We start from the raw sequence: 23,699 nt of genomic DNA, 5'->3' as shown, positions 1-23,699 counted from the left end.
GAGTGTTGATCCGAAACGTTTCGGATACAAACCAAAACGTTTCGGTTCTGTGATCGGGTTTGGAATTTTAGTGGTTTAGGCCGTCTGGCCCGGAGAGAATTCAGGCTGCCAGAGCACCTGAAGCTGTTCAATATCGTCGCCGCTAATCAGCTGACGCACCATATTGGCAATCTGTTTCCCGACGCCCTGGCGGGTGGACTGGATCACCGACGCCACCTCAATATCAACGATGCTGTCCTGCGGCAGGCCGTCATAGACCACCAGCGAGACGGCGTTGTCGCCGGATAAGCGCCCCATCTGCGCCAGCGCCATCGCCGCGCCGTCGCCGTGGGTGTTGCAGTCGGTGATAATGGCCGTGGGCGGCTGCGGCAGGGCAAGCAGTTCTTTCGTGGTGGCATACCCGACGCGGCGCGAAGGCGGCATGGCGCGCAGCCATTCGCTGGAAAGCCCGGCTTCCCGCAGGGCGTCGAGATAACCCTGACGGCGCTGGGTGATAAACGCCTGATTGTTGCTTTCGCCAAGTAGCGCGATACGCTTATGGCCTTTCTCGATCAGCCAGCGGGTCGCCTGCCAGGTACCGGCATAGTTGTCGAAGTCAAACCACGCATACGGCTGCGGGAGGTGGCTGCGCCCAAGCGCCAGGAAAGGAAAACCGGCGGCCTGAAGCTGCACAAGACGCGGATCGTGATCCAGCGTGTGCGCCACGATCAGCGCGTCGACGCGTCGGCTTTGCACCATGCGCATATAGCTGTGCTTATCCGCCAGATCGTCGTCGGCGATGAGCAATAAGTCGATCTCATGTCGCGCCAGTTCATGGCTAATTTCGCCGACCATGTCCATAAATACGCTGTTATTGAGCGGAACAGGATGTACGGGAAACACCAGCCCGACGGCGTCAATTTTGCCCATCTTCAGGCGGCGGGCAAAGGTGTTTGGTCGGTAACCACGGCGCTGAGCCTCCGCTTCCACGCGTGCGCGCGTCTCGGCGGAGACGTCGTCATATCCGTTGAGGGCGCGGCTGACGGTGGTGACTGACAGCCCCAGTTCTTTAGCAATGGCTTTAAGCGACATGAGTTTCCGTATCTCTGTTAGTTTTGTTCCGCCACCAGCAGCGCGTGCGTATCCGGCTCCAGCGCCTTAAAGATATGTGGCAGATCGGCGGGATAACAGATGTAATCTCCCGGGCCGAGTTCTTCGGCCGCGTCGATCAGGCCCACTAACGCGCGCCCCTGCGTCACAATAATGTGTTCAACGGACCCCGGCGGATGCGGCTGGGAAATGCGGTCTGCGCCCGGCTGGGTAAGCAGGAGGTATACGTCGCGTCGCGCGCCAGGCGGACATGCCGCCAGCAGTATCGCCTCGTAGTTGGCCTGTCCGGCAACGACCTTCGTACCTTCACCACGACGGATCACCTGAGTGGTAGGCTGCTGTGGTTCAAGCAGGCGGGCAAAAGGAATATCCAGCGCCACGCAAAGCGACCACAGCGTTTCGAGGCTAGGGTTACCGTTGCCTGACTCTAGCTGAGAAAGCGTGGATTTTGCGATCCCGGCACGGCGAGCGATTTCCGCCAGTGAAAGCCCGGTTCGCAGGCGTTCTCGCACCAGGCTTTTGGCGATTACGCTGATTGGCTGCGTCATAAAACGACCTCTTTGTTCTTTAAATCGAACGAATCGTTCATCTTGAAAAACACTTCTGTTGCGTTCATTATAATGGATACCCGTTCGATATGGCTAAAAATGTATGAAGCATCATCTCTCTTGCCTGAAAGGCGACACCATAAAAGCAATCATCCTGGTCTGCCTCGCGGTCGGCGTGGTCGGGATGTCATACGGCTCCCTGGCGATGGCCTACGGTTTTCCGGTCTGGGTACCGTTTGTACTCTCCATCACCGTACTCGCGGGCGCGTCAGAGTTTATGTTTATTGGCATCGTGGCAAGCGGCGGTAACCCGCTGGCGGCCGCAGCCGCGGGGTTACTGGTCAACGCGCGGCACGTGCCGTTTGGCGTGACGGTGCGTGAACTGGTCGGCAAACGTGGCCTGAGCCTGTTGGGCTGCCACATCATGAACGACGAAAGCGTGGTGTTTGGCCTGTCGCAAAAAACGCCCGAACAGCGCAAAGCGGCGTACTGGCTATGTGGTTTAGGCGTGGCGATTGTCTGGCCACTGGGGGCCCTGCTGGGCGCTATGGTCGGCAAGCTGCTGCCGGATCCGGAAACCATCGGGCTGGATGCGGTATTCCCGGCCATATTGCTGGCGCTGGTGGTTCCCGCGTTTAAAAACCGTACCACGCTGATCCGCGCCTGCAGCGGCGCCGCGCTGTCACTGGCCGCCGTGCCGTTTGCCCCGGTGGGATTACCGGTGCTGCTCTCCTTACTGGGTCTTGCTGCGAGGAAAAAATAATGGGAAATATGACGTTTTTTATTCTCGGCATCGCCATTTTGTCTGCGGGAACGTATCTGATGCGTCTTGGCGGGGCGAAACTGGGCAGCAGGCTGGCATTGTCAGAGCGTTCACAGGCGCTGCTGTCAGATGCGGCAACGGTATTGCTGTTTTCCGTGGCGCTGGCGACCACCTTTTATGAAGGTGACCACTTTGCCGGCATGGCGCGCGTGCTGGGCGTGGCGTTTGCGGTATTTCTGGCCTGGCGGAAAATGCCGTTAATTGTGGTGATCGTGGCGGCGGCAGTGGTAACCGCGCTGCTGCGCGTGGCGGGCATAAACTAAAAAAGCGCCCCGGGGGCGCTCTTTCGACGGTGTGACAGCTTATTTAGTCAGTTCAGCAGTCATGTGTACGCGGTTACCTGAGAACGCCTGGGTAATTTTGTAAGATGATGCGCCAGCATCCTGAGCCTGAGCCGCGATTTTAGCTTCTGCGCCATCAATGGTAGAGGCGGTAGCGGTCACGGTCTGTGCAGCGAAAGAACCGAAAGAAGTAGCCAGAGCGATTACAGCGACAAAAGTTTTGATGCTTTTCATGATATAAACCCTTTCATTAAGTTGTTTAGGTAAGGCACCGTGCCTTGATGAGATAAATACTAGACCTCATCACGAACAACTAAAAGCGGAAGGATTTGCTATTATCATTCAAAATTATTGATTAACAATTAATCGCTGCGGATGGGTATAAATCGTCGCCCTTCCCGGCTTGCAGAAACCCACCAGCGTCAGGTTGCAGCGTTCCGCCACCTCCACCGCCAGCGTGGTCGCCGCCGACACCGCGAACAGAATTTCCACACCGCACATCGCCGATTTTTGCACCATCTCATAGCTGGCGCGACTGGAAACGAGTGCCGCCCCCTGCATCCAGACATCACTTTCACGCGCACGGCGACCGAGCAGCTTGTCCAGCGCCACGTGGCGGCCCACGTCCTCGTGGCCCCCGGCAATATCGCCCGACGGCAACACCCATGCCGCCGCGTGCGTGCAGCCGCTCAGCTGGCCGATGGGCTGTACATCGTTCAGGTGCTCGAGCGCATGGTCGAGGTGAGCCAGATTAAAGGTCTGAGTAAACGGCAGTGGCGCAACGGGTTTGCCAATATCATTGAGCTGCTCAACGCCACACACGCCGCAGCCGGTACGCCCGGCCAGCGCGCGGCGGCGCTCTTTCAGCCCCATAAAGCGGCGGCTGGAGAGTTCGATTTGCACTTCAAGGCCGTTGCAAGCCTGCACCACATCCATGCCGTAGATCTCCTGCGGATGGTCAATGATGCCTTCCGAGAGGGAAAAACCGATGGCGAACAGCTCGAGATCTTTCGGCGAAGCCATCATCACCACATGGGAGATACCGTTGTAAACGAGCGCAACGGGCACCTCTTCCGCCAGAAAATCCGGCGTGGCATGGGTAATGTGGGGCGGTCTGTGTACCGACAGTTCCACAATGCCCGCAGGCAGGGGGGACGAGTGGGGATCACGGTTTTGTTTAGACACAGCGGTATTCCTGAACAACCACGGAGGTGAGCCTGCTATTGCATCACAAACAACAGGGCTTACGCATAGTATGGATCAACTTTTCAGCATCAAGTTTACCTACTCACTTGTGAGAGGTACAACAAAACGCATGCTACACCCCTTTAACATGCGGGGGTTAAAATGTGATTAATATCACACTTTATAGTCAACAGGGTGATAATACGTTCACTTTGTATTAACGCCATTAGAACAGCTGTACCGACATTGTGGTATTCTGATGATATCCCTCGTGGAATTGAGGGATTAACGCAAATTTTTCTCCTTTGCGGTCAATTCTCAACCGCGAAGTTAAAACTACATATGTAAGCAATGTCGAAACAAGGAGTGACCCATGCAGGTCAGCAGAAGGCAGTTCTTTAAGATCTGCGCTGGCGGTATGGCAGGCACCACGGCAGCGGCACTGGGCTTTGCGCCCGGCGTAGCGCTGGCGGAAACGCGGCAGTATAAACTGCTGCGCACCCGTGAAACCCGTAATACCTGTACGTACTGCTCTGTCGGTTGCGGGCTGTTGATGTATAGCCTCGGCGACGGTGCTAAAAACGCCAAAGCGTCTATTTTCCATATCGAAGGCGACCCGGATCATCCGGTCAACCGCGGCGCATTGTGCCCGAAAGGGGCCGGTCTGGTGGACTTTATCCACTCCGAAAGCCGCCTCAAGTTCCCTGAATATCGCGCACCTGGCTCCGATAAATGGCAGCAAATCAGCTGGGAAGAGGCGTTTGACCGCATCGCAAAACACATTAAAGAAGACCGCGATGCCAACTTTGTTGAGAAGAACGCCGACGGCGTCACGGTCAACCGCTGGCTCTCCACCGGGATGCTGTGTGCCTCTGCTTCCAGCAACGAAACCGGTTATTTAACCCAGAAATTTACGCGCGCACTCGGTATGCTCGCGGTCGACAACCAGGCGCGTGTCTGACACGGACCAACGGTAGCAAGTCTTGCTCCAACATTTGGTCGCGGTGCGATGACCAACCACTGGGTCGACATCAAGAACGCCAACCTCATTGTGGTGATGGGCGGTAACGCCGCTGAAGCGCACCCTGTCGGGTTCCGCTGGGCGATGGAAGCCAAAATCCACAACGGTGCGAAACTGATTGTGATCGATCCCCGCTTTACGCGTACTGCGTCAGTGGCGGATTTCTACACCCCAATTCGTTCAGGTACTGACATCACTTTCCTGTCAGGCGTATTGCTGTACCTGATGACTAACGAAAAATATAACCGCGAATACACCGAAGCTTATACCAACGCCAGCCTGATCGTGCGTGAGGATTACCACTTCGAAGATGGCCTGTTCAGCGGTTACGACGCCGAAAAACGCAAATACGACAAAACCAGCTGGAACTACGAGCTGGATGAGAGAGGCTTTGCGAAGCGCGATACCACCCTGCAACATCCGCGCTGCGTATGGAACCTGCTGAAAGAGCACGTTTCCCGCTACACGCCGGAGGTTGTCGAAAACATCTGCGGTACGCCGAAGGCCGACTTCCTGAAGGTGTGCGAGCTTATAGCCGAAACCAGCGCGAAAGATAAAACCGCGTCGTTCCTCTACGCCCTCGGCTGGACGCAGCACTCCATCGGCGCGCAGAACATCCGTACCATGGCGATGGTTCAGCTCCTGCTCGGCAACATGGGGATGGCAGGCGGCGGCGTCAACGCCCTGCGCGGTCACTCCAATATTCAGGGTCTGACCGACCTCGGCCTGCTGTCTCAAAGCCTGCCGGGTTACATGAACCTGCCAAGCGAGAAACAGACCGACCTGCAAACCTACCTGACGGCCAGCACGCCTAAACCGCTGCTCGAAGGCCAGGTAAACTACTGGGGCAACTATCCGAAGTTCTTCGTCTCGATGATGAAAGCCTTCTTCGGCGACAAAGCGACGGCTGAAAACAGCTGGGGCTTTGACTGGCTGCCGAAGTGGGACAAAGGTTACGACGTTCTGCAGTATTTCGAGATGATGCACCAGGGCAAAGTGAACGGCTATCTGTGCCAGGGCTTTAATCCGGTTGCCTCGTTCCCGAACAAGAACAAGGTTGTTGAGTCTCTGTCGAAGCTGAAGTTCCTGGTGACGATTGACCCGCTCAATACCGAGACCTCAACCTTCTGGCAGAACCACGGTGAATCGAACGACGTCGATCCGTCGAAGATTCAGACCGAAGTGTTCCGTCTGCCGTCGACCTGCTTCGCGGAAGAGAACGGTTCTATCGTCAACTCCGGACGCTGGCTGCAGTGGCACTGGAAAGGCGCGGACGCCCCGGGCATCGCCATGAACGACGGCGAGATCCTGGCCGGCATCTTCTTACGCCTGCGTAAGATGTATGCGGAAGAAGGCGGCGCGAACCCGGAACCGGTGCTGAACATGACCTGGAACTACTCGACGCCGGAAAACCCTGCGCCGGAAGAAGTGGCGATGGAGAGCAACGGTAAGGCGCTGGCGGACGTTATCGACCCGGCCACCGGTACCGTGCTGGCGAAGAAAGGCGATCAGCTCAGCACCTTCGCGCACCTGCGTGACGACGGTACCACCTCCAGCGGCTGCTGGATCTTTGCCGGTAGCTGGACGCCGAAAGGCAACCAGATGGCCAACCGCGATAACGCCGACCCGTCGGGCCTTGGCAATACGCTGGGCTGGGCATGGGCATGGCCGCTCAACCGCCGCATCCTCTATAACCGCGCATCCGCTGACCCGCAGGGCAACCCGTGGGATCCGAAGCGTCAGCTTCTGAAGTGGGACGGCGCGAAATGGGGCGGCGTGGATATTCCGGACTACAGCACTGCCGCACCGGGCAGCGACGTTGGGCCGTTTATCATGCAGCCTGAAGGGATGGGACGTCTGTTTGCTATCGATAAGATGGCGGAAGGTCCGTTCCCGGAACACTACGAACCGTTTGAGACGCCGCTGGGTACCAACCCGCTGCACCCGAACGTGGTCTCTAACCCGGCAGCCCGTATCTTCAAGGGCGATTTCGAAGCGCTGGGTAAAAAGGACAAGTTCCCGTACGTGGGTACCACCTACCGTCTGACCGAGCACTTCCACTACTGGACCAAGCACGCGCTGCTTAACGCCATCGCGCAGCCGGAACAGTTTGTGGAGATCGGCGAGAAGCTGGCGGGCAAACTCGGCATTGCCCATGGCGATACCGTGAAGGTCTCCTCTAACCGCGGCTATATCAAGGCCAAGGCGGTGGTGACCAAGCGTATCCGCACGCTGAACGTTCACGGTCAGCAGGTGGATACCATCGGTATTCCGATCCACTGGGGCTATGAGGGCGTGGCGAAAAAAGGGTTCATTGCGAATACCCTGACGCCGTTCGTCGGCGATGCGAACACGCAGACGCCGGAGTTTAAGGCCTTCCTCGTGAACGTGGAAAAGGTGTAACGGAGACGACTTATGGCTTATCAATCTCAAGACATTATCCGTCGTTCCGCGACAAACAGTTTCACGCCCGCGCCTCAGGCGCGGGACCACCAGCAGGAAGTGGCGAAGCTTATCGACGTGACCACCTGTATTGGCTGTAAAGCCTGTCAGGTGGCGTGCTCGGAGTGGAACGATCTGCGTGACGAAGTGGGTCACAACGTCGGGGTGTACGACAACCCGGCGGACCTGACCGCCAAGTCCTGGACGGTGATGCGTTTCTCGGAAGTTGAGCAGAACGACAAACTGGAATGGCTTATCCGCAAAGACGGCTGTATGCACTGTGCGGATCCGGGCTGCCTGAAGGCATGTCCGTCAGAAGGGGCTATCATTCAGTATGCCAACGGTATCGTCGACTTCCAGTCCGAACAGTGCATCGGCTGCGGCTACTGCATCGCGGGCTGCCCGTTCGACGTACCGCGCCTGAACCCGGAAGACAACCGCGTCTACAAATGCACGCTGTGCGTTGACCGCGTCACCGTCGGCCAGGAGCCAGCGTGCGTGAAGACCTGCCCAACCGGCGCAATCCACTTTGGCTCCAAAGAGGATATGAAAACGCTGGCGGCAGAGCGCGTGGGCGAGCTGAAAACCCGCGGTTACGACAACGCGGGCCTGTACGATCCGGCCGGAGTTGGCGGTACGCACGTGATGTACGTGTTGCACCACGCCGACAAGCCGAACCTGTATCACGGCCTGCCGGAGAACCCGGAAATCAGCGCCACCGTGAAGTTCTGGAAAGGCATCTGGAAACCGCTGGCAGCGGTCGGTTTTGCTGCCACCTTCGCAGCGAGCATCTTCCACTACGTCGGCGTTGGTCCGAACCGCGCGGAAGAGGAAGACGACAACCTGCATGAAGAGAAAGACGAGGTGCGCAAATGAGAAAACGTGACACCATCGTGCGCTACACCGCGCCGGAACGCATCAACCACTGGGTCACCGCCTTCTGCTTCATGCTGGCGGCGATAAGCGGGCTGGGGTTCTTCTTCCCGTCCTTCAACTGGCTGATGCAGGTACTGGGTACGCCACAGCTGGCGCGCATCCTTCACCCGTTCGTGGGTGTGGTGATGTTTGCCTCGTTTATCATCATGTTTTTCCGCTACTGGCACCATAACCTAATCAATCGGGATGATATCTTTTGGGCGAAGAATATTCGTAAGATCGTCGTCAACGAGGAAGTGGGTGATACCGGGCGTTATAACTTCGGCCAGAAATGCGTATTCTGGGCGGCGATTATCTTCCTGGTCCTGTTGCTGGTGAGCGGCGTGATCATCTGGCGTCCGTACTTTGCGCCTGCTTTCTCAATCCCGGTGATCCGATTCGCGCTGATGCTGCATTCATTTGCCGCAGTGGCGTTAATTGTGGTTATCATGGTGCATATCTACGCCGCCCTCTGGGTGAAAGGCACCATTACCGCGATGGTGGAAGGATGGGTAACCAGTACGTGGGCGAAGAAACATCACCCGCGCTGGTACCGTGAAGTCCGCCAGAAACAGGAAAAGTCATCTGAATGAGTATTCGCATAATCCCGCAAGATGAGCTGGGGTCGAGCGAGAAACGCACGGCGGATTATATTCCGCCGTTGTTATTCCCCAGACTCAAGAACCTCTACAACCGCCGCGCAGAGCGTCTGCGCGAGCTGGCAGAGAACAACCCGCTGGGTGATTTTCTGCGCTTTGCCGCGCTGGTTGCCCACGCGCAGGAAGTGGTGCTGTACGACCACCCGCTGCAAATGGATCTGACCGCGCGCATCAAAGAAGCCAACGCGCAGGGCAAGCCGCCGCTGGACATTCACGTCCTGCCGCGCGACAAGCACTGGCAAAAACTACTGCATTCTCTGATTGCCGAGCTGAAGCCGGAGATGAGCGGTACCGCGCTGGCGGTCATTGAGAATCTGGAAAAAGCCTCTGACCTGGAGCTGGAAGAGATGGCGAGCGCGCTGTTTGCCTCCGACTTCGCTCTGGTGAGCAGCGATAAAGCGCCGTTTATCTGGGCCGCGCTGTCGCTCTACTGGGCGCAAATGGCAAGCCTGATCCCCGGTAAAGCCCGCGCCGAATACGGCGAGGCGCGCCAGTTCTGCCCAGTCTGCGGCTCCATGCCGGTATCGAGCATGGTGCAAATCGGCACCACTCAGGGGCTGCGCTACCTGCACTGCAACCTGTGTGAAACCGAGTGGCACGTGGTGCGCATCAAGTGCAGCAACTGCGAGCAGACCCGCGATCTGAACTACTGGTCGCTGGAAAATGAAGAAGCGGCAGTGAAAGCCGAAAGCTGCGGCGACTGCGGCACTTACCTGAAGATTCTGTATCAGGAAAAAGACCCGAAAGTCGAAGCCGTGGCCGACGATCTCGCCTCGCTGATTCTGGACGCGAAGATGGAGCAGGAGGGCTTTGCCCGCAGCTCGATCAACCCGTTCCTTTTCCCGGGTGAAGGGGAGTAATTCCCTCTGACAGTGCCGGGCGGCGTAAGCTTGCCCGGCCTATAGTTGGTAAGGTGAAACGACTCCAGTAATGCCCGAAAAGTCTTTCGTGTTTCGAGAAATCAACGGACAATTTCTGCTCTGAGCTGTGGCCAGAATGATAGCATCAGGCAGTTTCATTCCATGCTTCTCGCGCAGAATTACGCTTCTTTCAGCGATATCTCGGGTGATATCAATAATCTCAAATACGCCCATCACTGTCGCAGTTTTCGCTTCGTGACCATGTTTGCGGGCCCCCACCATGACTTCCATCCATGTGATCAGACTAATGGCTCGATGAGAAGCTGTGCGATCAATTGCATCCGCAGCCTCAACGCGATTATTAAAAAGATCGATGAGTATATTGGTATCGAACACCGCCATGTGCTCCATGATTACCACTCCTCACGCAGCTTGCGTTCATACTCAAGCCCATCTTCCTGCTGGTTTCCCCACAAGCCAAGCGCATCGCGGATAACCGATGAACTCTGCTGGTCGAGATATTGCTCAATGGCTTCCCGAAGCAATTCGGCACGAGGCCGGTTACGCAGCTGCTTCAGATTATCCAGTCGTTGAATTACGTCATCAGACAAATCGATCAGAATTCTGCCCATATCAAGATCCGCGGAAAGAATCATATATCACCTTAGTATATCACTATTGTCTATTTTCAAGGCAACATACGCTTTCATTCTGAAGGGTTAAAGCCCGTAGCTATAGTTTTCCTGCTATTTGCGAAGCGCTTTCCAGATTTTAGTCCTCGACAATTTTCTTATTTTCTTTTGAATCAAACCAGGTTATAAAACTGTATATCCATACAGTTAAAGGGAATTTTAATGGCACTGGAACAGGGTATTGCGCAGCTGGTTCAGGGATTTATCGCTGCAGGCCGGCCTTCGTCACGTCGACAGACCATTGAGGTACGACGAGCAGGGTACATTGCCAGCACGGGGCTTGCCGGGAAGACAGAAACGCGCGTTCAGGTAGAAGCGCTAGTGCTTGAGGGCCTTACCATTCGGGTATTTTCACCTCTTAATGCCCCTGAAATATTGCCTGCTGCCATCTACTATCACGGCGGATGCTTTATCAGCGGCGGCTTTGATACCCATGACAACCAACTCCGTCAGTTAGCCTGCTACGGCAATTGCCGGGTGATCGCGGTTCAGTACAGGTTGGCGCCGGAGCATACCTTCCCTACCGCACATGACGATGCTGAAAGAGGTGCAGATCTGGTCTGGAAGTATGCGGACAAATTAGGCGTGGATAAGAACAGGCTCACCCTCTGTGGAGACAGCGCAGGAGGGCATCTGGCGCTGGTGACGGCGCTGAGGCTTAAGGTTAAAAAGCTGTGGCAACCTGTGCAGCTTATTCTTATCTATCCCATGCTCGACGCCACCGCCAGTTTTGAAAGCTATGCTCTCAATGGCACGGATTATATTATCACCCGCGATACCCTGCTCAGCGGGTATGAAATGTATCTCGCAGAGACTGACCGCCAGCATCCGGAAGCCAGCCCGCTGTGGCGCGATGATTTTTACGGGCTTCCGCCAGTGCATATCATTACCGCAGAGTACGATCCCCTGTGCGATGAGGGAGAAATGTTGTATCAGCATCTGACTGAGCAGGGTGTGAAGTGTACCGCTCAGCGCTGGCTGGGCGTCATCCATGGCTTCTTTCAGCTTGGCGGCGTCAGCCAGTCAGCGCGAGACGTTATGCGGGATATCGCCGGGCGGATTAACCACGCCCGAGGAGAGTGAACAGAAGATTACTCCTCCTCGTTCCCACCCTCTTCATACGCGCCGAAGGGCTTCGCTGGAAGAACAATGTAGGTGCCTTCAAACACCGCACCCGGTGTTTTATCGCCAAACAGTTCAACCTGCATTTGTACGCGGGCTTTGCGGCCGCGCGCCAGGCGGTCCAGATCGCCGCCCAGTGACCCCAGATCGGCCACGGCGCTCGGCTTGCCGCTTATCGGTGCGCTATAGCGAATGTGAGCATCAGCAAGAATGATGGTGCCGCCCAGATGGCGCTCGCGAAGCATCAGCCAGATGAGCCCCCAGCCGGTGAGCGTGGCAAGTGAGAAAAGACTTCCGGCAAACAGAGTGTGGTGCGGGTTTTGATTGCCGGTTTCCGGCATGGTGGTAATAAATTTTTGTCCGGTGTACTGCTGAATGCGCACACCCATTTTTTCGCTGAGCGGAATGTGCTGATACCAGGCCTGCTGCAGCTGTCCACACCAGTCGGCGCGATGAAGAATATCATCCAGCGTGGCGATGGGTTTGATCATCAAAAAATGACGAATCGGCGTGGTTTGTGGGGTCGTGATTTCCCCCTGATTCACAAAGCCGAGCTTGGCGAAAAAATCTACGGCATCTTCTCGGGCACTACAGGTAACGCGCTTAACGCCTTCCTGACGGGCGACGGACTCAAGGGTCATCGCCATTAGCGTTCCCAGACCTTTGTCCTGAACGGAGGGATGAACTGCCATAAAGCGAATCGACGCTTCGTTATCGGCGTTGATATACAAGCGCCCGACGGCGACGAGGTTACCCTCTTCGTCCATCACCATCTGATGGTGGGCCATCGCATCCCAGGCGTCGCGTTCCGATCCTTTTGGCTGATGCAGTGGCTTGCGCAGCATTTCCCAGCGGAACTGGTAATAAGCGTCTAACTCTTCTTCCGTTTGCGGTACTCGAAGGTGATACATAGCTGTACTCTCTCTTGTTACCCGCGGCCACGCCGCCAGTTGGCTCATACCTGGAGCCAGAATGTGACGGGGCCATCGTTCACCAGCGAAACCTGCATATCTGCAGCGAATCGTCCGGTTTGCGTATTCATTTCCTGCTGGCGACAACGCTCAACAAAGTACTCGTAAAGTGCTTCTGCACGATCCGGCGCGGCGCCTTTGGAGAAGCTCGGACGCATGCCGCGCTCGGTATCCGCAGCCAGCGTAAACTGGGAAACCACCAGCACGCTGCCGCCCGCCTGCTGGACGTTCAGGTTCATCTTGCCTTCCGCATCGCTGAAAATACGGTAGCCCAGCACGCGCTCACACAAGCGGTTGGCTTTTTGTTCGTCGTCATCCTTTTCGACACCTAACAACACCAAAAGTCCTGGGCCAATTTCACCCGTCACCTCTCCCTCCACGGTGACGCTGGCACGGGTTACGCGCTGTATCAATGCAATCATGGTTGGTCTGCTTCTAATTGTTTTTCAGCTTCTGCTGCTTTTTTAAGTTCGCGGTACACACCGAGAGTGACAGTTATTTCGGCACCAAGCAAGACGATACACCAGGTCCAGTAGACCCATACAAACAAAATGGGGATCACCGCCAGCACGCCGTAAATCAGCTGATAGGACGGAAACATGGTGATGTAGAGGGCAAACCCTTTTTTACCGAGCTCAAAAAGCAACGCCGCCACCAGCGCTCCCACAAGCGCATCGCGGTTAGGTACGCGCGTGGTCGGCACGACGCTATAGAGCAGCCAGAAAGAAAGCCACGACAGGATCAGCGGAAAGATGCGAAGCGCATTATCAATTACGCCGTTTAAATCACTCGCCCAGCGCAAGGAGAGAAGATACGAACTGATCGCCAGGCTCGCCCCGGCCAGCAGCGGCCCCAGCGTAAGAATCATCCAGTACACGGCAAAGGAATAGACCTTTGGCCGCGCTTTTTTACTTCGCCAGATCGTGTTCAGCGCATTATCAATGGCGTACATCAACAGCAGCGCGGTAACGATAAGACCGCACGCCCCCACTGCCGTCATCTTGCTGGAGTTGGCAACAAACTGCTCAATGTAGTTCTGGATGACATCCCCGGTTGCAGGGATGAAATTCGCGAAGACAAAATGACGAAGCTGCAGGCTGACGTCCGCAAACATCGGAAAGGCGGAAAACAGGGCAAAGATGACCGCTACCAGCGGCACTAATGAGAGCAACGACACGTAGGCGAGGTTACCCGCCAGCGTGGTCATGTTGTCCTCGTCAATACGGTGCCAGAGCAGTTTCAGCCAGGCCCTCAGGGGGCGAGTATGATGCGTGGCTTTTTGATGAACGGTTTTTAGCATAGCTGCTTCGCAAAGTAGTTTGGTATCGTCTCTTTTCCGGTCACCAGAATTGACGTTATACCCAACTGGGTAGCTCCCTCTATATTATCGGCGTTGTCGTCGAAAAAGACCGCATCGGCCGCGGTGAATCCTTCCGACTGGAGAACAGCCTGATAAATTCGCGCTTCAGGCTTACGCATCCCCATCTCCTGCGAAAGATAGATCTTATCGGCCGCCGCCTTAACTTCAGGGTATTCCTCAGGCCAGAACGTGGTGTGCAGACGGTTGGTATTTGACAGCACAACGACCCGATGGCCCTGCTCGCGGAGCTTATGCATGATGTCGATCACTTCAGGCCGGATGGCGACAAATACCGCCTGCCAGCCGTGAGAAAACTGCTCGTAGCTTAAGGGTAGATCCATCTCCTGGCAGAAACGTTCAGCGAATTCTTCATCACCGATCTCGCCGCGTTCATGCTGATGGAAGGTCTCGCCCATCGCGAAATTCTGCTTCAGTGTCGCCAGCGGAACGCGGCTAAAGTCGCTCCATGCACCCAGCACGCGATTAAAATCGATATCGACGATTACGTTTCCTAAATCAAAGATATAAAGCATGTTTATCTCCTGCTCGCCGTGGAGAGATAACTGTAGCGGGAATAAAGAGATTTGACTATGCGTGCTGTCTAAGGTGTGCGATCGATTTCTACGGCGCGCTTTTACGACAGTAAAGTGAAGGGACGTTTGACGCGGCAAAAAGCCAGGCTCCCCGATACTCATCGATCATCAGGCTCAGCTCTCTTCCCGGCGTGCGATAAAAACCCGGCAGCGTGGCGTTGATATCAGCCTCATCCGCATTATCGGCGAAGGTTTTAACAATACGATCGTTATTTAATACGCGCGCGTTCTGATGATAGCTGTAGTGAAAATAGATGGTCCGGTTAACCTCAGAAACCGTCTGACCAAATAATTTACCGTTAATGACGGTGGATCCCTCCCGATGCTGCATCCGCCAGGAGACCGTACCCACAAATCGGTTTTTACCAATCGTCCATTCCACATCCCCCGTACAGCGTATCGGCGAACTCGAGAAATGCGAATACGCTAACCAGCCGCTGGTGATAGCGGCCCCCAGAAACGCCGCCAGAAAAATAATACGGTTCCGGAATGTCTTCATTGCTCATGCGCCCAAAAATAATGCGTGGTACATAATGCTGCCGCATCCCGTCGCGCATCGTTATTACAGACAAACGCCGCGATTCGCTCCGTTTTACTATAGCCGATCAGAAAAACGTATCTTTTTTCGGCGCACAGACCGGGATGATTTTTTAACAGGCGCAAGTAATGATCCTGAACAGGTTCATTAGGTGCATAAAAAAGCTGGCAGGCGTGGTTCGTACTGCCCGTTGAAAGTGGCATGTAGTGGCTAAACGGCATGTTCTGGTAATGCTTATATAATATCCCCCCGTTGATAAGCGCGATCAGCAAAAGCACAGCGGTGGTTATTATCAACCAGACCGGCATCTGCGTCGCGGTACCTTCAGCTATTTCCGCCTCGTTATTAACCATCACGGGCTCAGCGGTTGGGGTAAATACTTCAACCTGGGTGGCTTCGGAAAGCGTAAGCCCGCGGCGGGAAATCGTTTTTACCGTATCGCGCGGCAACCCCACCTCAGCAAGCGCATTGCGTAATGTCAAAATGGCCTGGTAAAAGGTATTCGGTGTTGTGACGTCATTGCGCTCCCCCCATCCCACCACCATTAACTTATTTTGCGAAATTATTTTTCCAGGATGGGTGATGAGATAAAGAAAACAGAGATTGGCAGGAAGCTGCAATTGTATCGTTCGCCCGGTAATATGATTTACCAGGGTTTTGTTTTCTGGGTCATACTCGACCAACTTGTTAATGAGATACAATTTTCCTTTCCTCAGAAATAACAATACATAACTCTATACACCAAAAACATATACGTATATTTAACAACAGTATAGGTCAGATGGATTAGGACGCGATACCGCCCCATCTAAGATTAAAAACAACATATTATTTTTCAATTAGTTACAAGGCACTTTTCTTAGGTTTACCTCATCTAAAACGACATAATGAGATTTCATTACACTTCGCCAGCCCAAATAATTATATTGAGCCGCAACCAGAGAAAAGACTGACGTTGCGGCAGACTGAGGAAACGAATCTTTAGCTATTAGTGCTATTTCGTGTACCTCCTTCCTGGATTTTTTTTGCCGAATAATCTTAAAGGAGTGACAAATATTCCTGGAGCACTTCTGTCAGGTGATATTTTTTCGCTATGACGACGGACTGACTGAATAGATAAGCCCAGGAATTTATTTCCCTGATACTCTTTTTCATAAACAAGACAGGATAACTGGATATGTTTCAAGATTGACACATTTGAACGGCAATGAAATATTGACAATGAAAAAAGACAGGAGTGGACTGGATGATAACATCGTCGAAAACAGTTGCCCGCTGTATAAGCTGTGAATTGTCCTGTCAGTTATTTCCAGATAACGCAGTACGATCACAATATTGTGGTAATGCCTCGTTCGCAGTTTGGCCGGTTGGTAATCATTTCCTGCAGATTGCAGTTGTAAATAAAATATTACGCAGGAACAAGAATCACCTGTCACGAGGGTTTATTTTTGTAGACTTTTCGATGTACAACCTGCGCGTACTGGCCGATCCGCAATGGATTGAACGCCTGGCGATAACTAACATGAACATCGTTATAATCTCGGACCGTAAACTAGAGGCATTGGCGAATTACTTACTCACTCACCACAGTGAAATAAAGGGAGTTATTTATTCAGACGATAATGACGTTATATTGCAGGATAAAATCAACCACCTTTTCTCCGGAAGACGGGTAAATAGCAGACGTGGAAGTAAGTTGAATGCTGTCGAATTTACTTTGCTTAACAGGTTTTTATCAGGAGCATGCCTCCAGGAGATTATAAAAACAGACAGCATTGATGTTAAAAAAATTTATGTTCATAAAATACGACTTGAGAGGAAGTTAGGTACCAGCATTCATAAAATTCTCGTTTCTATTTTGTAATTTCAACCTCTTAGCATACCCACAATTAATCGCGTGGAGGATGTTCTACGCCTGAAAGAAAGGGGGCAGACATGCCATATTTAATGAAACACTCACCTGTCGCAGTTGCGATTTCACTGGCGTTATCGTCAGCGTTATTTACCGCCCATGCAGCGGTAATAGATTTTGCTAATTTACCCGCCTCCGGAGCAGTAACGGATTTGCCTGCAGAAATACAGGCGCTGATTCCTGCAACGGCAAACGCGAACTTTAGCAAAAATACCAGCGATCCTAACTATGTCTACCAGTACAGCCCGGGTAATATCCCGATCTACGGAGATGGGATCACCCTCGAAGGACCGGGGGCGGAAGCCTTTGAGCATTCAGTCACCGTTATTCAGAACTCCACGTCCGGCAGCCCGGGGGTAATATTTGGTGACGATCTGACTATTCGCACCCAGTCAAAAGTGGCTGCCAATAATGGTAAAGACGTCGACGGCATTCGTACCCATGGTATGAACACGCCGGACAACCCGGTGTTTATTATTACCGGAGACCGCACCCACATTTACGTTAATGGCCAAAGCGGTGACGGCATCAATGCCGGGTACAGCTCCTTCAGCCAGGGCTCTCTTGGCTCCGCCAATATTTATGTGGGTGACGATCTCTATATCGAAACCACCGGCAGTACCGGTCGCGGCATTAGCGCCTATGCATTGAATGATGCTTCAAAAGCCAAAAATAACATTATCGTCGGCGATCGTGCACATATTGTGACGCGTGGTACCTACGCAGAGGGGATTCGTACCAACCAGAGCGGCTCTTATGTTCGTCTGGGGAGTGAGGCCACCATCGAAACGTACGGCACATCGGCCTACGGCCTGTATGCGGGCTCTGCATCCAAAATTGAGCTGGGAAAAAAAGCGGCGATTACCACCGACGCGGCCAGCGCCTCCGGGGTTTATTCTACCGGCTCGTCAACCATCACCCTTGATGAAGGCGCGACTATCACCACCAACGGTGCCAGCGCGCATGGCGTCTATGCGTACACAGGCGCGGTGAATATTGGGGATAACGTCACCATTGCGGTCAACAGCAGCGAGAAAACCAGCAGCTCCGCGCAAGCGCCGCACGGGATGTATGCCTGGTCACGCGGCGTGATAACGCTCGGGGGTGGCGCAACCATTACCACCGCAGGCCAGCGCGACAGCGGTAGCTACGCCCTGAACGCCAGCAACGGTGGCGTGATTGATGCCTCCGCGGGCGGAAAATTCATCCTCAACGGGGATATCCTTTCCGCCGGCGGCGTCGCGGCCACCAGCACTGCCGCAGCGCAAAACAGCGCGATCGCGCTCACAATGCAGGACAACTCTCTCTGGAACGGGGCGTCTTACATTGAGAGCAACGCCAACGGTACCGGGACTATCGCGCTTACGATGAATGATGCCGTGTGGAATATGCGCGACAGCTCCACGCTGACCAGCCTGACGCTGAATGCGGGCGGTACGATTAATTTCCAGCATGCTGAGGATGCGGCGTGGCAAACCCTGACCATCAGTGACGATTTTATCGGCAACGGCGGCAAGCTGGTTTTCAATACCGTGCTGTTTGACGACACATCGGAAACGGACAAACTGATCGTTCAAGGCAACACCTCCGGCCATACCGGGGTGGAAGTGAACAACATTGGCGGTACTGGCGCACAAACCATTGAAGGGATTGAAATCGTCAGCGTTGGCGGCAACTCTGACGGGACGTTTGAGAAGGCCAGCCGTATCGTGGCGGGGGGTTATGACTATAACGTTGTGCAAAAAGGTAAAAACTGGTTTCTGACCAGCCTGGTTGAGCCCGTTGACCCGCCGGTCGACCCGGTAGACCCACCTGTTGACCCTGTGGACCCGCCCGTCGACCCGGTGATTCCGCCGCAGGAACCGGTCCCCCCTGCTGCACCACCGAAAAGCGAGCATCAGTATCGCCCTGAATTTGGTAGCTATCAGGCGAACAGCTATGCGGCAAATACGCTGTTTATGACCCGCCTGCACGACCGTCTGGGTGAAACGCAGTACACCGACCTGCTCACCGGCGAGCAAAAAGTGACGAGCCTGTGGATGCGTAACGTCGGTGGCCATACGCGTTTCAGAGACGGTAGCGGCCAGTTAAAAACGACCGCCAACCGCTACGTGCTGCAGCTGGGTGGTGATGTCGCCCAGTGGAGCACCGACGGCCTGGATCGGTGGCATCTCGGCCTGATGGCGGGCTACGGCAACAGTCAGAGCCGGAGCATTTCCAGTCTGACCGGATACCACTCGCGTGGCGAAGTGAATGGCTATAGCGTCGGTCTGTACGGTACCTGGTACGCAAACGACGCGGATAAAAGTGGAACCTACGTTGATAGCTGGATGCTGTATAACTGGTTCGACAATAAGGTGATGGGGCAGGATCAGGCGACTGAGAATTATCGCTCCAGCGGCGTAACCGCCTCTGTAGAAGCTGGCTATAGCATTAAGGTGGGCGAAAGCGGCCGCAACAGCTACTGGATCCAGCCGAAAGCGCAGGCCGTTTGGATGGACGTGCAGGCTGACGACCATCGCGAACGCAACGGCACGCGGGTGAAAGACGAGACTCAGGGGAATCTGATGACACGTCTCGGCGTGAAGGCCTATATCAGCGGACATAACGCGATTGACGACGGTAAATCCCGTACCTTCCAGCCGTTTATCGAGGCGAACTGGATCCACAATACCCAGACCACGCGCATCCGCATGGATGACGTCAGCAATGAAATGCGCGGTGCTCGCAATATCAGCGAGTTAAAGACGGGCGTAGAGGGGCAGATTACGCCGCAGCTTAGCGTATGGGGCAATGTGGCTCAGCAGATAGGCGACAAAGGCTACAGCGATACCCAGGGGATGCTGGGGGTGAAATACAGCTTCAAATAACAATAAAAAAGCCGCTGAGAGATCAGCGGCTTTTTAGTTGCCGGGTGGCGCTCACGCTTACCCGGCCTACGGATTGACCGTATTACTCTTCTTTCGCACCGCGCATAGCACGTTTACGATCGTTCTCGGTCAGGTGACGTTTACGGATACGAATTGACTGTGGAGTCACTTCTACCAGTTCGTCATCATCGATGAATTCCAGAGCCTGCTCCAGAGTCATCTTGATCGGTGGAACCAGAACCGTTGCTTCGTCAGTACCGGACGCACGCATGTTGGTCAGTTTCTTACCGGTCAGGCAGTTTACGGTCAGGTCGTTAGAACGACTGTGAATACCGATGATCTGGCCTTCGTAAACTTCAGCACCGTGACCCAGGAACAGCTTACCGCGATCCTGCAGACCGAACAGCGCAAACGCAACCGCTTTACCCTGACCGTTGGAGATCAGCACGCCGTTATTACGCTGGCCCACTTCGCCCGGACGCACGTCGTCGTAGTGGCTGAAGGTGGAGTACAGCAGACCGGTACCGGAAGTCATGGTCATGAACTCTGAACGGAAGCCGATCAGACCACGGCTTGGGATCACGTAGTCGAGACGTACGCGGCCTTTGCCATCTGGATTCATGTTTTTCAGGTCGCCTTTACGCTCACCCAGAGCCTGCATCACAGAACCCTGGTGCTGCTCTTCAACGTCCAGCGTTACGTTTTCGAACGGCTCTTGTTTACGGCCGTCGATTTCGCGGAAGATTACTTTCGGACGGGAAACCGCCATTTCGAAACCTTCACGACGCATGTTTTCGATCAGAACAGACAGGTGCAGCTCACCACGACCAGAAACGCGGAATGCATCGGCATCCTGGGTTTCTTCAACGCGCAGCGCAACGTTGTGCACCAGCTCTTTGTTCAGGCGGTCAAGGATCTGACGAGAGGTAACGAATTTACCTTCTTTACCACAGAACGGAGAGGTGTTGACGTTGAAGAACATGGATACGGTTGGTTCATCAACGGACAGGGCTGGCAGCGCTTCGACGTTCTGCGGATCGCAGATGGTGTCGGAGATGTTCAGTTCACCCAGACCGGTGATAGCGATGATGTCGCCCGCTTCCGCAACGTCACTCTCGATACGCTCAAGACCCAGGTGAGTCAGTACTTTACCGACTTTACCGTTACGGGTTTTGCCTTCGCTATCGATGATAGTAACCTGCTGGTTAGGCTTCACTTTACCGCGCTTGATACGACCAATGCCGATTACGCCAACGTAGTTGTTGTAGTCGAGCTGAGAGATCTGCATCTGCAGGGTGCCGTCGAGATCGACGTTTGGTGCAGGAACACGGTCAACAATCGCCTGGTACAGCGGGGTCATGTCTTCAGCCATGTCTTCGTGGTCCAGACCTGCGATACCGTTCAGCGCAGAGGCGTAAACGATAGGGAAGTCCAGCTGCTCGTCGGTCGCGTCGAGGTTAACGAACAGGTCGAAGACCTGGTCAACAACCCAGTCAGGACGCGCGCCAGGGCGGTCAACTTTGTTGATAACAACGATTGGCTTCAGACCATGGGCAAAAGCTTTTTTGGTCACGAAGCGCGTCTGTGGCATTGGGCCATCCATTGCGTCAACGACCAGCAGAACGGAGTCTACCATGGACATTACACGTTCAACTTCACCACCGAAGTCGGCGTGCCCTGGGGTATCAACGATGTTGATACGGTAGTCATTCCATTTAATCGCGGTGTTTTTCGCGAGGATGGTAATCCCACGCTCTTTCTCCAAATCGTTGGAGTCCATCACGCGTTCTTGGGTTTCGGCACGCGCATCAAACGTACCGGATTGCTGCAGCAGCTTGTCGACCAGGGTAGTTTTACCATGGTCAACGTGCGCGATGATGGCGATGTTACGCAAATTTTCGATCACAACTTTGCCTCAGGCATTTAGAAATAGCGCGTTATTGTACACGGATTAATCGCACTACAAAACAGGATCACAAACATCCCCCGCAAACAAGTATTGCAGAGATGCTTTGTGATCGCTTTCACGGAGCGGTAAAAGGGCACTTTAACGTAAATTGCACCAATATGGTGCTCAATGTTCACATTGAAGCACTATACTGGTGCAACAAATCCATTGTGGTGCAGCCCTTTTGCACTATGGTGCGCATGATAACGCCTTTTTGGGGTGATTTAAAAGTTGGCACAGATTTCGCTTTATAAAAAATACATGGCACCAGCCAGTACAAACAGAAATTGAAGACCTCGTTACCACGACGACAATGACCAATCTGGAGAGTTAAGTATGTCCGCTGAACACGTTTTGACGATGCTGAACGAACATGAAGTGAAGTTTGTTGATCTGCGCTTCACCGATACCAAAGGTAAAGAACAGCACGTCACAATCCCTGCTCATCAGGTGAACGCCGAATTCTTTGAAGAAGGCAAAATGTTTGACGGCTCCTCCATTGGTGGCTGGAAAGGCATTAACGAATCCGACATGGTTCTGATGCCAGACGCGACCACTGCGGTCATTGATCCGTTCTTCGAAGAACCAACCCTGATCATTCGTTGCGACATCCTCGAGCCAGGCACGCTGCAGGGCTACGACCGCGACCCACGTTCTATTGCGAAACGCGCTGAAGAGTACCTGCGTTCTACCGGCATCGCAGACACCGTTCTGTTCGGGCCAGAGCCAGAATTCTTCCTGTTCGATGACATCCGCTTCGGTGCCTCTATTTCTGGCTCCCACGTGGCTATCGACGATATCGAAGGTGCATGGAACTCCTCCACCAAATACGAAGGCGGTAACAAAGGTCACCGTCCTGGCGTGAAAGGCGGTTACTTCCCGGTTCCTCCGGTCGACTCTGCACAGGACATTCGTTCCACTATGTGTCTGGTGATGGAAGAGATGGGCCTGGTTGTTGAAGCTCACCACCACGAAGTGGCGACTGCTGGTCAGAACGAAGTGGCAACCCGCTTCAACACCATGACCAAAAAAGCGGACGAAATTCAGATCTACAAATACGTTGTGCACAACGTTGCGCACCGTTTCGGTAAAACCGCGACCTTCATGCCAAAACCAATGTTTGGCGATAACGGTTCCGGTATGCACTGCCACATGTCTCTGTCCAAGAACGGTACCAACCTGTTCTCTGGCGACAAATATGCCGGTCTGTCCGAGCAGGCGCTGTATTACATCGGTGGTGTTATCAAACACGCTAAAGCGATCAACGCCCTGGCGAACCCAACCACGAACTCCTACAAGCGTCTGGTCCCGGGCTACGAAGCGCCAGTGATGCTGGCCTACTCTGCACGTAACCGTTCTGCTTCTATCCGTATTCCGGTGGTGGCTTCTCCTAAAGCACGTCGTATCGAAGTTCGCTTCCCGGACCCAGCGGCTAACCCATACCTGTGCTTCGCAGCACTGCTGATGGCCGGTCTGGACGGTATCAAGAACAAGATCCACCCGGGCGAAGCGATGGACAAAAACCTGTACGACCTGCCGCCAGAAGAAGCGAAAGAGATCCCACAGGTGGCTGGCTCTCTGGAAGAAGCCCTGCAGGCGCTGGACGCAGACCGCGAGTTCCTGACTGCAGGTGGCGTATTCACTGACGACGCTATCGATGCTTACATCGCCCTGCGTATGGAAGAGAACGACCGCGTGCGCATGACGCCACACCCGGTAGAGTTCGAGCTGTACTACAGCGTTTAATTAAAGTTGTTTTACCCGGCGTGATAAGCGCCGGGGGTAGTTGCCGTGGAAACTTTTAGCCCATCTCCGGATGGGCTTTTTTCTCCACCAACAACCTGATCTCACGCGCTTTTTACGCCGAAAA

Annotated in this window: 23 protein-coding genes; 10 read left to right on the top strand and 13 right to left on the bottom strand. The window is 54.2% G+C overall.

Features of this window, described 5'->3' with window-relative positions; translation table 11 throughout:
• Positions 1 to 75: 75 nt before the first annotated feature.
• On the bottom strand, positions 76 to 1,071 hold the full coding sequence (locus HCH49_RS20760; protein WP_064673054.1) for a LacI family DNA-binding transcriptional regulator: 996 nt from the start codon (positions 1,069 to 1,071) through the stop codon (positions 76 to 78).
• A 17-nt stretch (positions 1,072 to 1,088) separates the two neighbouring features.
• Positions 1,089 to 1,637, bottom strand: a complete 549-nt coding sequence (locus HCH49_RS20755; RefSeq protein ID WP_033146956.1) for a helix-turn-helix domain-containing protein — start codon at positions 1,635 to 1,637, stop codon at positions 1,089 to 1,091.
• Between the two features lie 103 nt (positions 1,638 to 1,740).
• Between HCH49_RS20755 and HCH49_RS20750 the strand changes: the two genes are divergently transcribed.
• The gene (locus tag HCH49_RS20750) at positions 1,741 to 2,400 is read left to right on the top strand and encodes an AzlC family ABC transporter permease (protein WP_023309745.1); all 660 of its coding nucleotides are present in this window, start codon (positions 1,741 to 1,743) and stop codon (positions 2,398 to 2,400) included.
• Positions 2,400 to 2,723, top strand: a complete 324-nt coding sequence (locus HCH49_RS20745; RefSeq protein WP_033146957.1) for an AzlD domain-containing protein — start codon at positions 2,400 to 2,402, stop codon at positions 2,721 to 2,723. The genes HCH49_RS20750 and HCH49_RS20745 overlap by 1 nt, the downstream gene beginning before the upstream one ends.
• 39 nt (positions 2,724 to 2,762) lie before the next feature.
• Here HCH49_RS20745 and HCH49_RS20740 read toward each other — a convergent pair whose 3' ends face one another.
• Together HCH49_RS20740 and fdhD are read right to left on the bottom strand one after the other, a co-directional pair.
• Positions 2,763 to 2,975 (bottom strand): DUF1471 domain-containing protein, encoded by a 213-nt coding sequence (locus HCH49_RS20740; RefSeq protein ID WP_033146958.1) that lies wholly within the window; start codon positions 2,973 to 2,975, stop codon positions 2,763 to 2,765.
• 114 nt (positions 2,976 to 3,089) lie between these two features.
• Positions 3,090 to 3,926: a formate dehydrogenase accessory sulfurtransferase FdhD gene (fdhD, locus tag HCH49_RS20735; RefSeq protein WP_214539123.1), complete on the bottom strand. Its 837-nt coding sequence runs from the start codon at positions 3,924 to 3,926 to the stop codon at positions 3,090 to 3,092.
• 373 nt (positions 3,927 to 4,299) lie between these two features.
• Between fdhD and fdnG the strand changes: the two genes are divergently transcribed.
• Genes fdnG through fdhE form a run of 4 tightly spaced genes read left to right on the top strand, consistent with a single transcriptional unit; the run spans position 4,300 to position 9,823 of the window.
• A complete protein-coding gene (fdnG, locus tag HCH49_RS20730) occupies positions 4,300 to 7,350 on the top strand; it encodes a formate dehydrogenase-N subunit alpha (RefSeq protein ID WP_221703296.1) in 3,051 nt (1,016 codons plus the stop codon).
• Between the two features lie 12 nt (positions 7,351 to 7,362).
• Entirely contained in the window at positions 7,363 to 8,265 is a 903-nt protein-coding gene (gene fdxH, locus HCH49_RS20725) for a formate dehydrogenase subunit beta (RefSeq protein WP_010436855.1), read from the top strand.
• Positions 8,262 to 8,897: a formate dehydrogenase cytochrome b556 subunit gene (fdoI, locus tag HCH49_RS20720; RefSeq protein ID WP_010436852.1), complete on the top strand. Its 636-nt coding sequence runs from the start codon at positions 8,262 to 8,264 to the stop codon at positions 8,895 to 8,897. The genes fdxH and fdoI overlap by 4 nt, the downstream gene beginning before the upstream one ends.
• A complete protein-coding gene (fdhE, locus tag HCH49_RS20715) occupies positions 8,894 to 9,823 on the top strand; it encodes a formate dehydrogenase accessory protein FdhE (RefSeq protein ID WP_023309751.1) in 930 nt (309 codons plus the stop codon). Before fdoI ends, fdhE begins: the two co-directional genes overlap by 4 nt.
• A 39-nt stretch (positions 9,824 to 9,862) precedes the next feature.
• Here the strand turns inward: fdhE and HCH49_RS20710 are convergent, their stop codons facing one another.
• The gene (locus HCH49_RS20710; protein WP_080298642.1) at positions 9,863 to 10,234 is read right to left on the bottom strand and encodes a type II toxin-antitoxin system VapC family toxin; all 372 of its coding nucleotides are present in this window, start codon (positions 10,232 to 10,234) and stop codon (positions 9,863 to 9,865) included.
• 2 nt (positions 10,235 to 10,236) lie between these two features.
• On the bottom strand, positions 10,237 to 10,479 hold the full coding sequence (locus HCH49_RS20705; RefSeq protein WP_094935276.1) for a CopG family transcriptional regulator: 243 nt from the start codon (positions 10,477 to 10,479) through the stop codon (positions 10,237 to 10,239).
• 198 nt (positions 10,480 to 10,677) lie between these two features.
• Between HCH49_RS20705 and HCH49_RS20700 the strand changes: the two genes are divergently transcribed.
• Positions 10,678 to 11,598 carry an alpha/beta hydrolase gene (locus tag HCH49_RS20700; RefSeq protein WP_069303436.1) on the top strand — a complete coding sequence of 307 codons (921 nt, stop codon included), beginning with the start codon at positions 10,678 to 10,680 and terminating at the stop codon, positions 11,596 to 11,598.
• A gap of 8 nt (positions 11,599 to 11,606) precedes the next feature.
• On the opposite strand, the gene fabY is transcribed toward HCH49_RS20700, so the two are convergent.
• The 6 genes from fabY to HCH49_RS20670 all read right to left on the bottom strand — a co-directional run bounded on the left by fabY (position 11,607) and on the right by HCH49_RS20670 (position 15,800).
• Positions 11,607 to 12,548, bottom strand: coding sequence for a fatty acid biosynthesis protein FabY (fabY, locus tag HCH49_RS20695; protein WP_039264191.1), 942 nt, complete (start codon positions 12,546 to 12,548; stop codon positions 11,607 to 11,609).
• 44 nt (positions 12,549 to 12,592) lie between these two features.
• Positions 12,593 to 13,030 carry a D-aminoacyl-tRNA deacylase gene (dtd, locus tag HCH49_RS20690; RefSeq protein WP_008501836.1) on the bottom strand — a complete coding sequence of 146 codons (438 nt, stop codon included), beginning with the start codon at positions 13,028 to 13,030 and terminating at the stop codon, positions 12,593 to 12,595.
• Entirely contained in the window at positions 13,027 to 13,908 is an 882-nt protein-coding gene (locus tag HCH49_RS20685) for a virulence factor BrkB family protein (protein WP_221703295.1), read from the bottom strand. Before HCH49_RS20685 ends, dtd begins: the two co-directional genes overlap by 4 nt.
• Positions 13,902 to 14,501 carry a glucose-1-phosphatase gene (yihX, locus tag HCH49_RS20680; protein ID WP_221703294.1) on the bottom strand — a complete coding sequence of 200 codons (600 nt, stop codon included), beginning with the start codon at positions 14,499 to 14,501 and terminating at the stop codon, positions 13,902 to 13,904. The genes HCH49_RS20685 and yihX overlap by 7 nt, the downstream gene beginning before the upstream one ends.
• Before the next feature lie 88 nt (positions 14,502 to 14,589).
• Entirely contained in the window at positions 14,590 to 15,060 is a 471-nt protein-coding gene (locus HCH49_RS20675) for a hypothetical protein (protein ID WP_033146967.1), read from the bottom strand.
• The gene (locus HCH49_RS20670; RefSeq protein ID WP_221703293.1) at positions 15,057 to 15,800 is read right to left on the bottom strand and encodes a transcriptional regulator; all 744 of its coding nucleotides are present in this window, start codon (positions 15,798 to 15,800) and stop codon (positions 15,057 to 15,059) included. The genes HCH49_RS20675 and HCH49_RS20670 overlap by 4 nt, the downstream gene beginning before the upstream one ends.
• Positions 15,801 to 16,345: 545 nt before the next feature.
• Between HCH49_RS20670 and HCH49_RS20665 the strand changes: the two genes are divergently transcribed.
• Both HCH49_RS20665 and HCH49_RS20660 read left to right on the top strand, forming a co-directional pair.
• Positions 16,346 to 16,963: a transcriptional regulator gene (locus HCH49_RS20665; RefSeq protein ID WP_033146969.1), complete on the top strand. Its 618-nt coding sequence runs from the start codon at positions 16,346 to 16,348 to the stop codon at positions 16,961 to 16,963.
• Between the two features lie 71 nt (positions 16,964 to 17,034).
• Positions 17,035 to 19,881, top strand: a complete 2,847-nt coding sequence (locus HCH49_RS20660) for an autotransporter outer membrane beta-barrel domain-containing protein (RefSeq protein WP_221703292.1) — start codon at positions 17,035 to 17,037, stop codon at positions 19,879 to 19,881.
• 82 nt (positions 19,882 to 19,963) lie between these two features.
• Here the strand turns inward: HCH49_RS20660 and typA are convergent, their stop codons facing one another.
• The gene (gene typA, locus HCH49_RS20655; RefSeq protein WP_023333895.1) at positions 19,964 to 21,787 is read right to left on the bottom strand and encodes a ribosome-dependent GTPase TypA; all 1,824 of its coding nucleotides are present in this window, start codon (positions 21,785 to 21,787) and stop codon (positions 19,964 to 19,966) included.
• Positions 21,788 to 22,165: 378 nt separating this feature from the next.
• Here typA and glnA point away from each other — a divergent pair, with 378 nt between their 5' ends.
• On the top strand, positions 22,166 to 23,575 hold the full coding sequence (glnA, locus tag HCH49_RS20650) for a glutamate--ammonia ligase (RefSeq protein ID WP_023309763.1): 1,410 nt from the start codon (positions 22,166 to 22,168) through the stop codon (positions 23,573 to 23,575).
• Positions 23,576 to 23,699 lie beyond the last annotated feature (124 nt).

This window comes from Enterobacter sp. Y17, from assembly GCF_019730495.1.
In the GTDB taxonomy this organism is placed as follows: Bacteria; Pseudomonadota; Gammaproteobacteria; order Enterobacterales; family Enterobacteriaceae; genus Enterobacter; species Enterobacter asburiae_B.
Note: the sequence above shows the minus strand (reverse complement) of the source record. Positions and strands in the feature narration are given on the sequence as shown.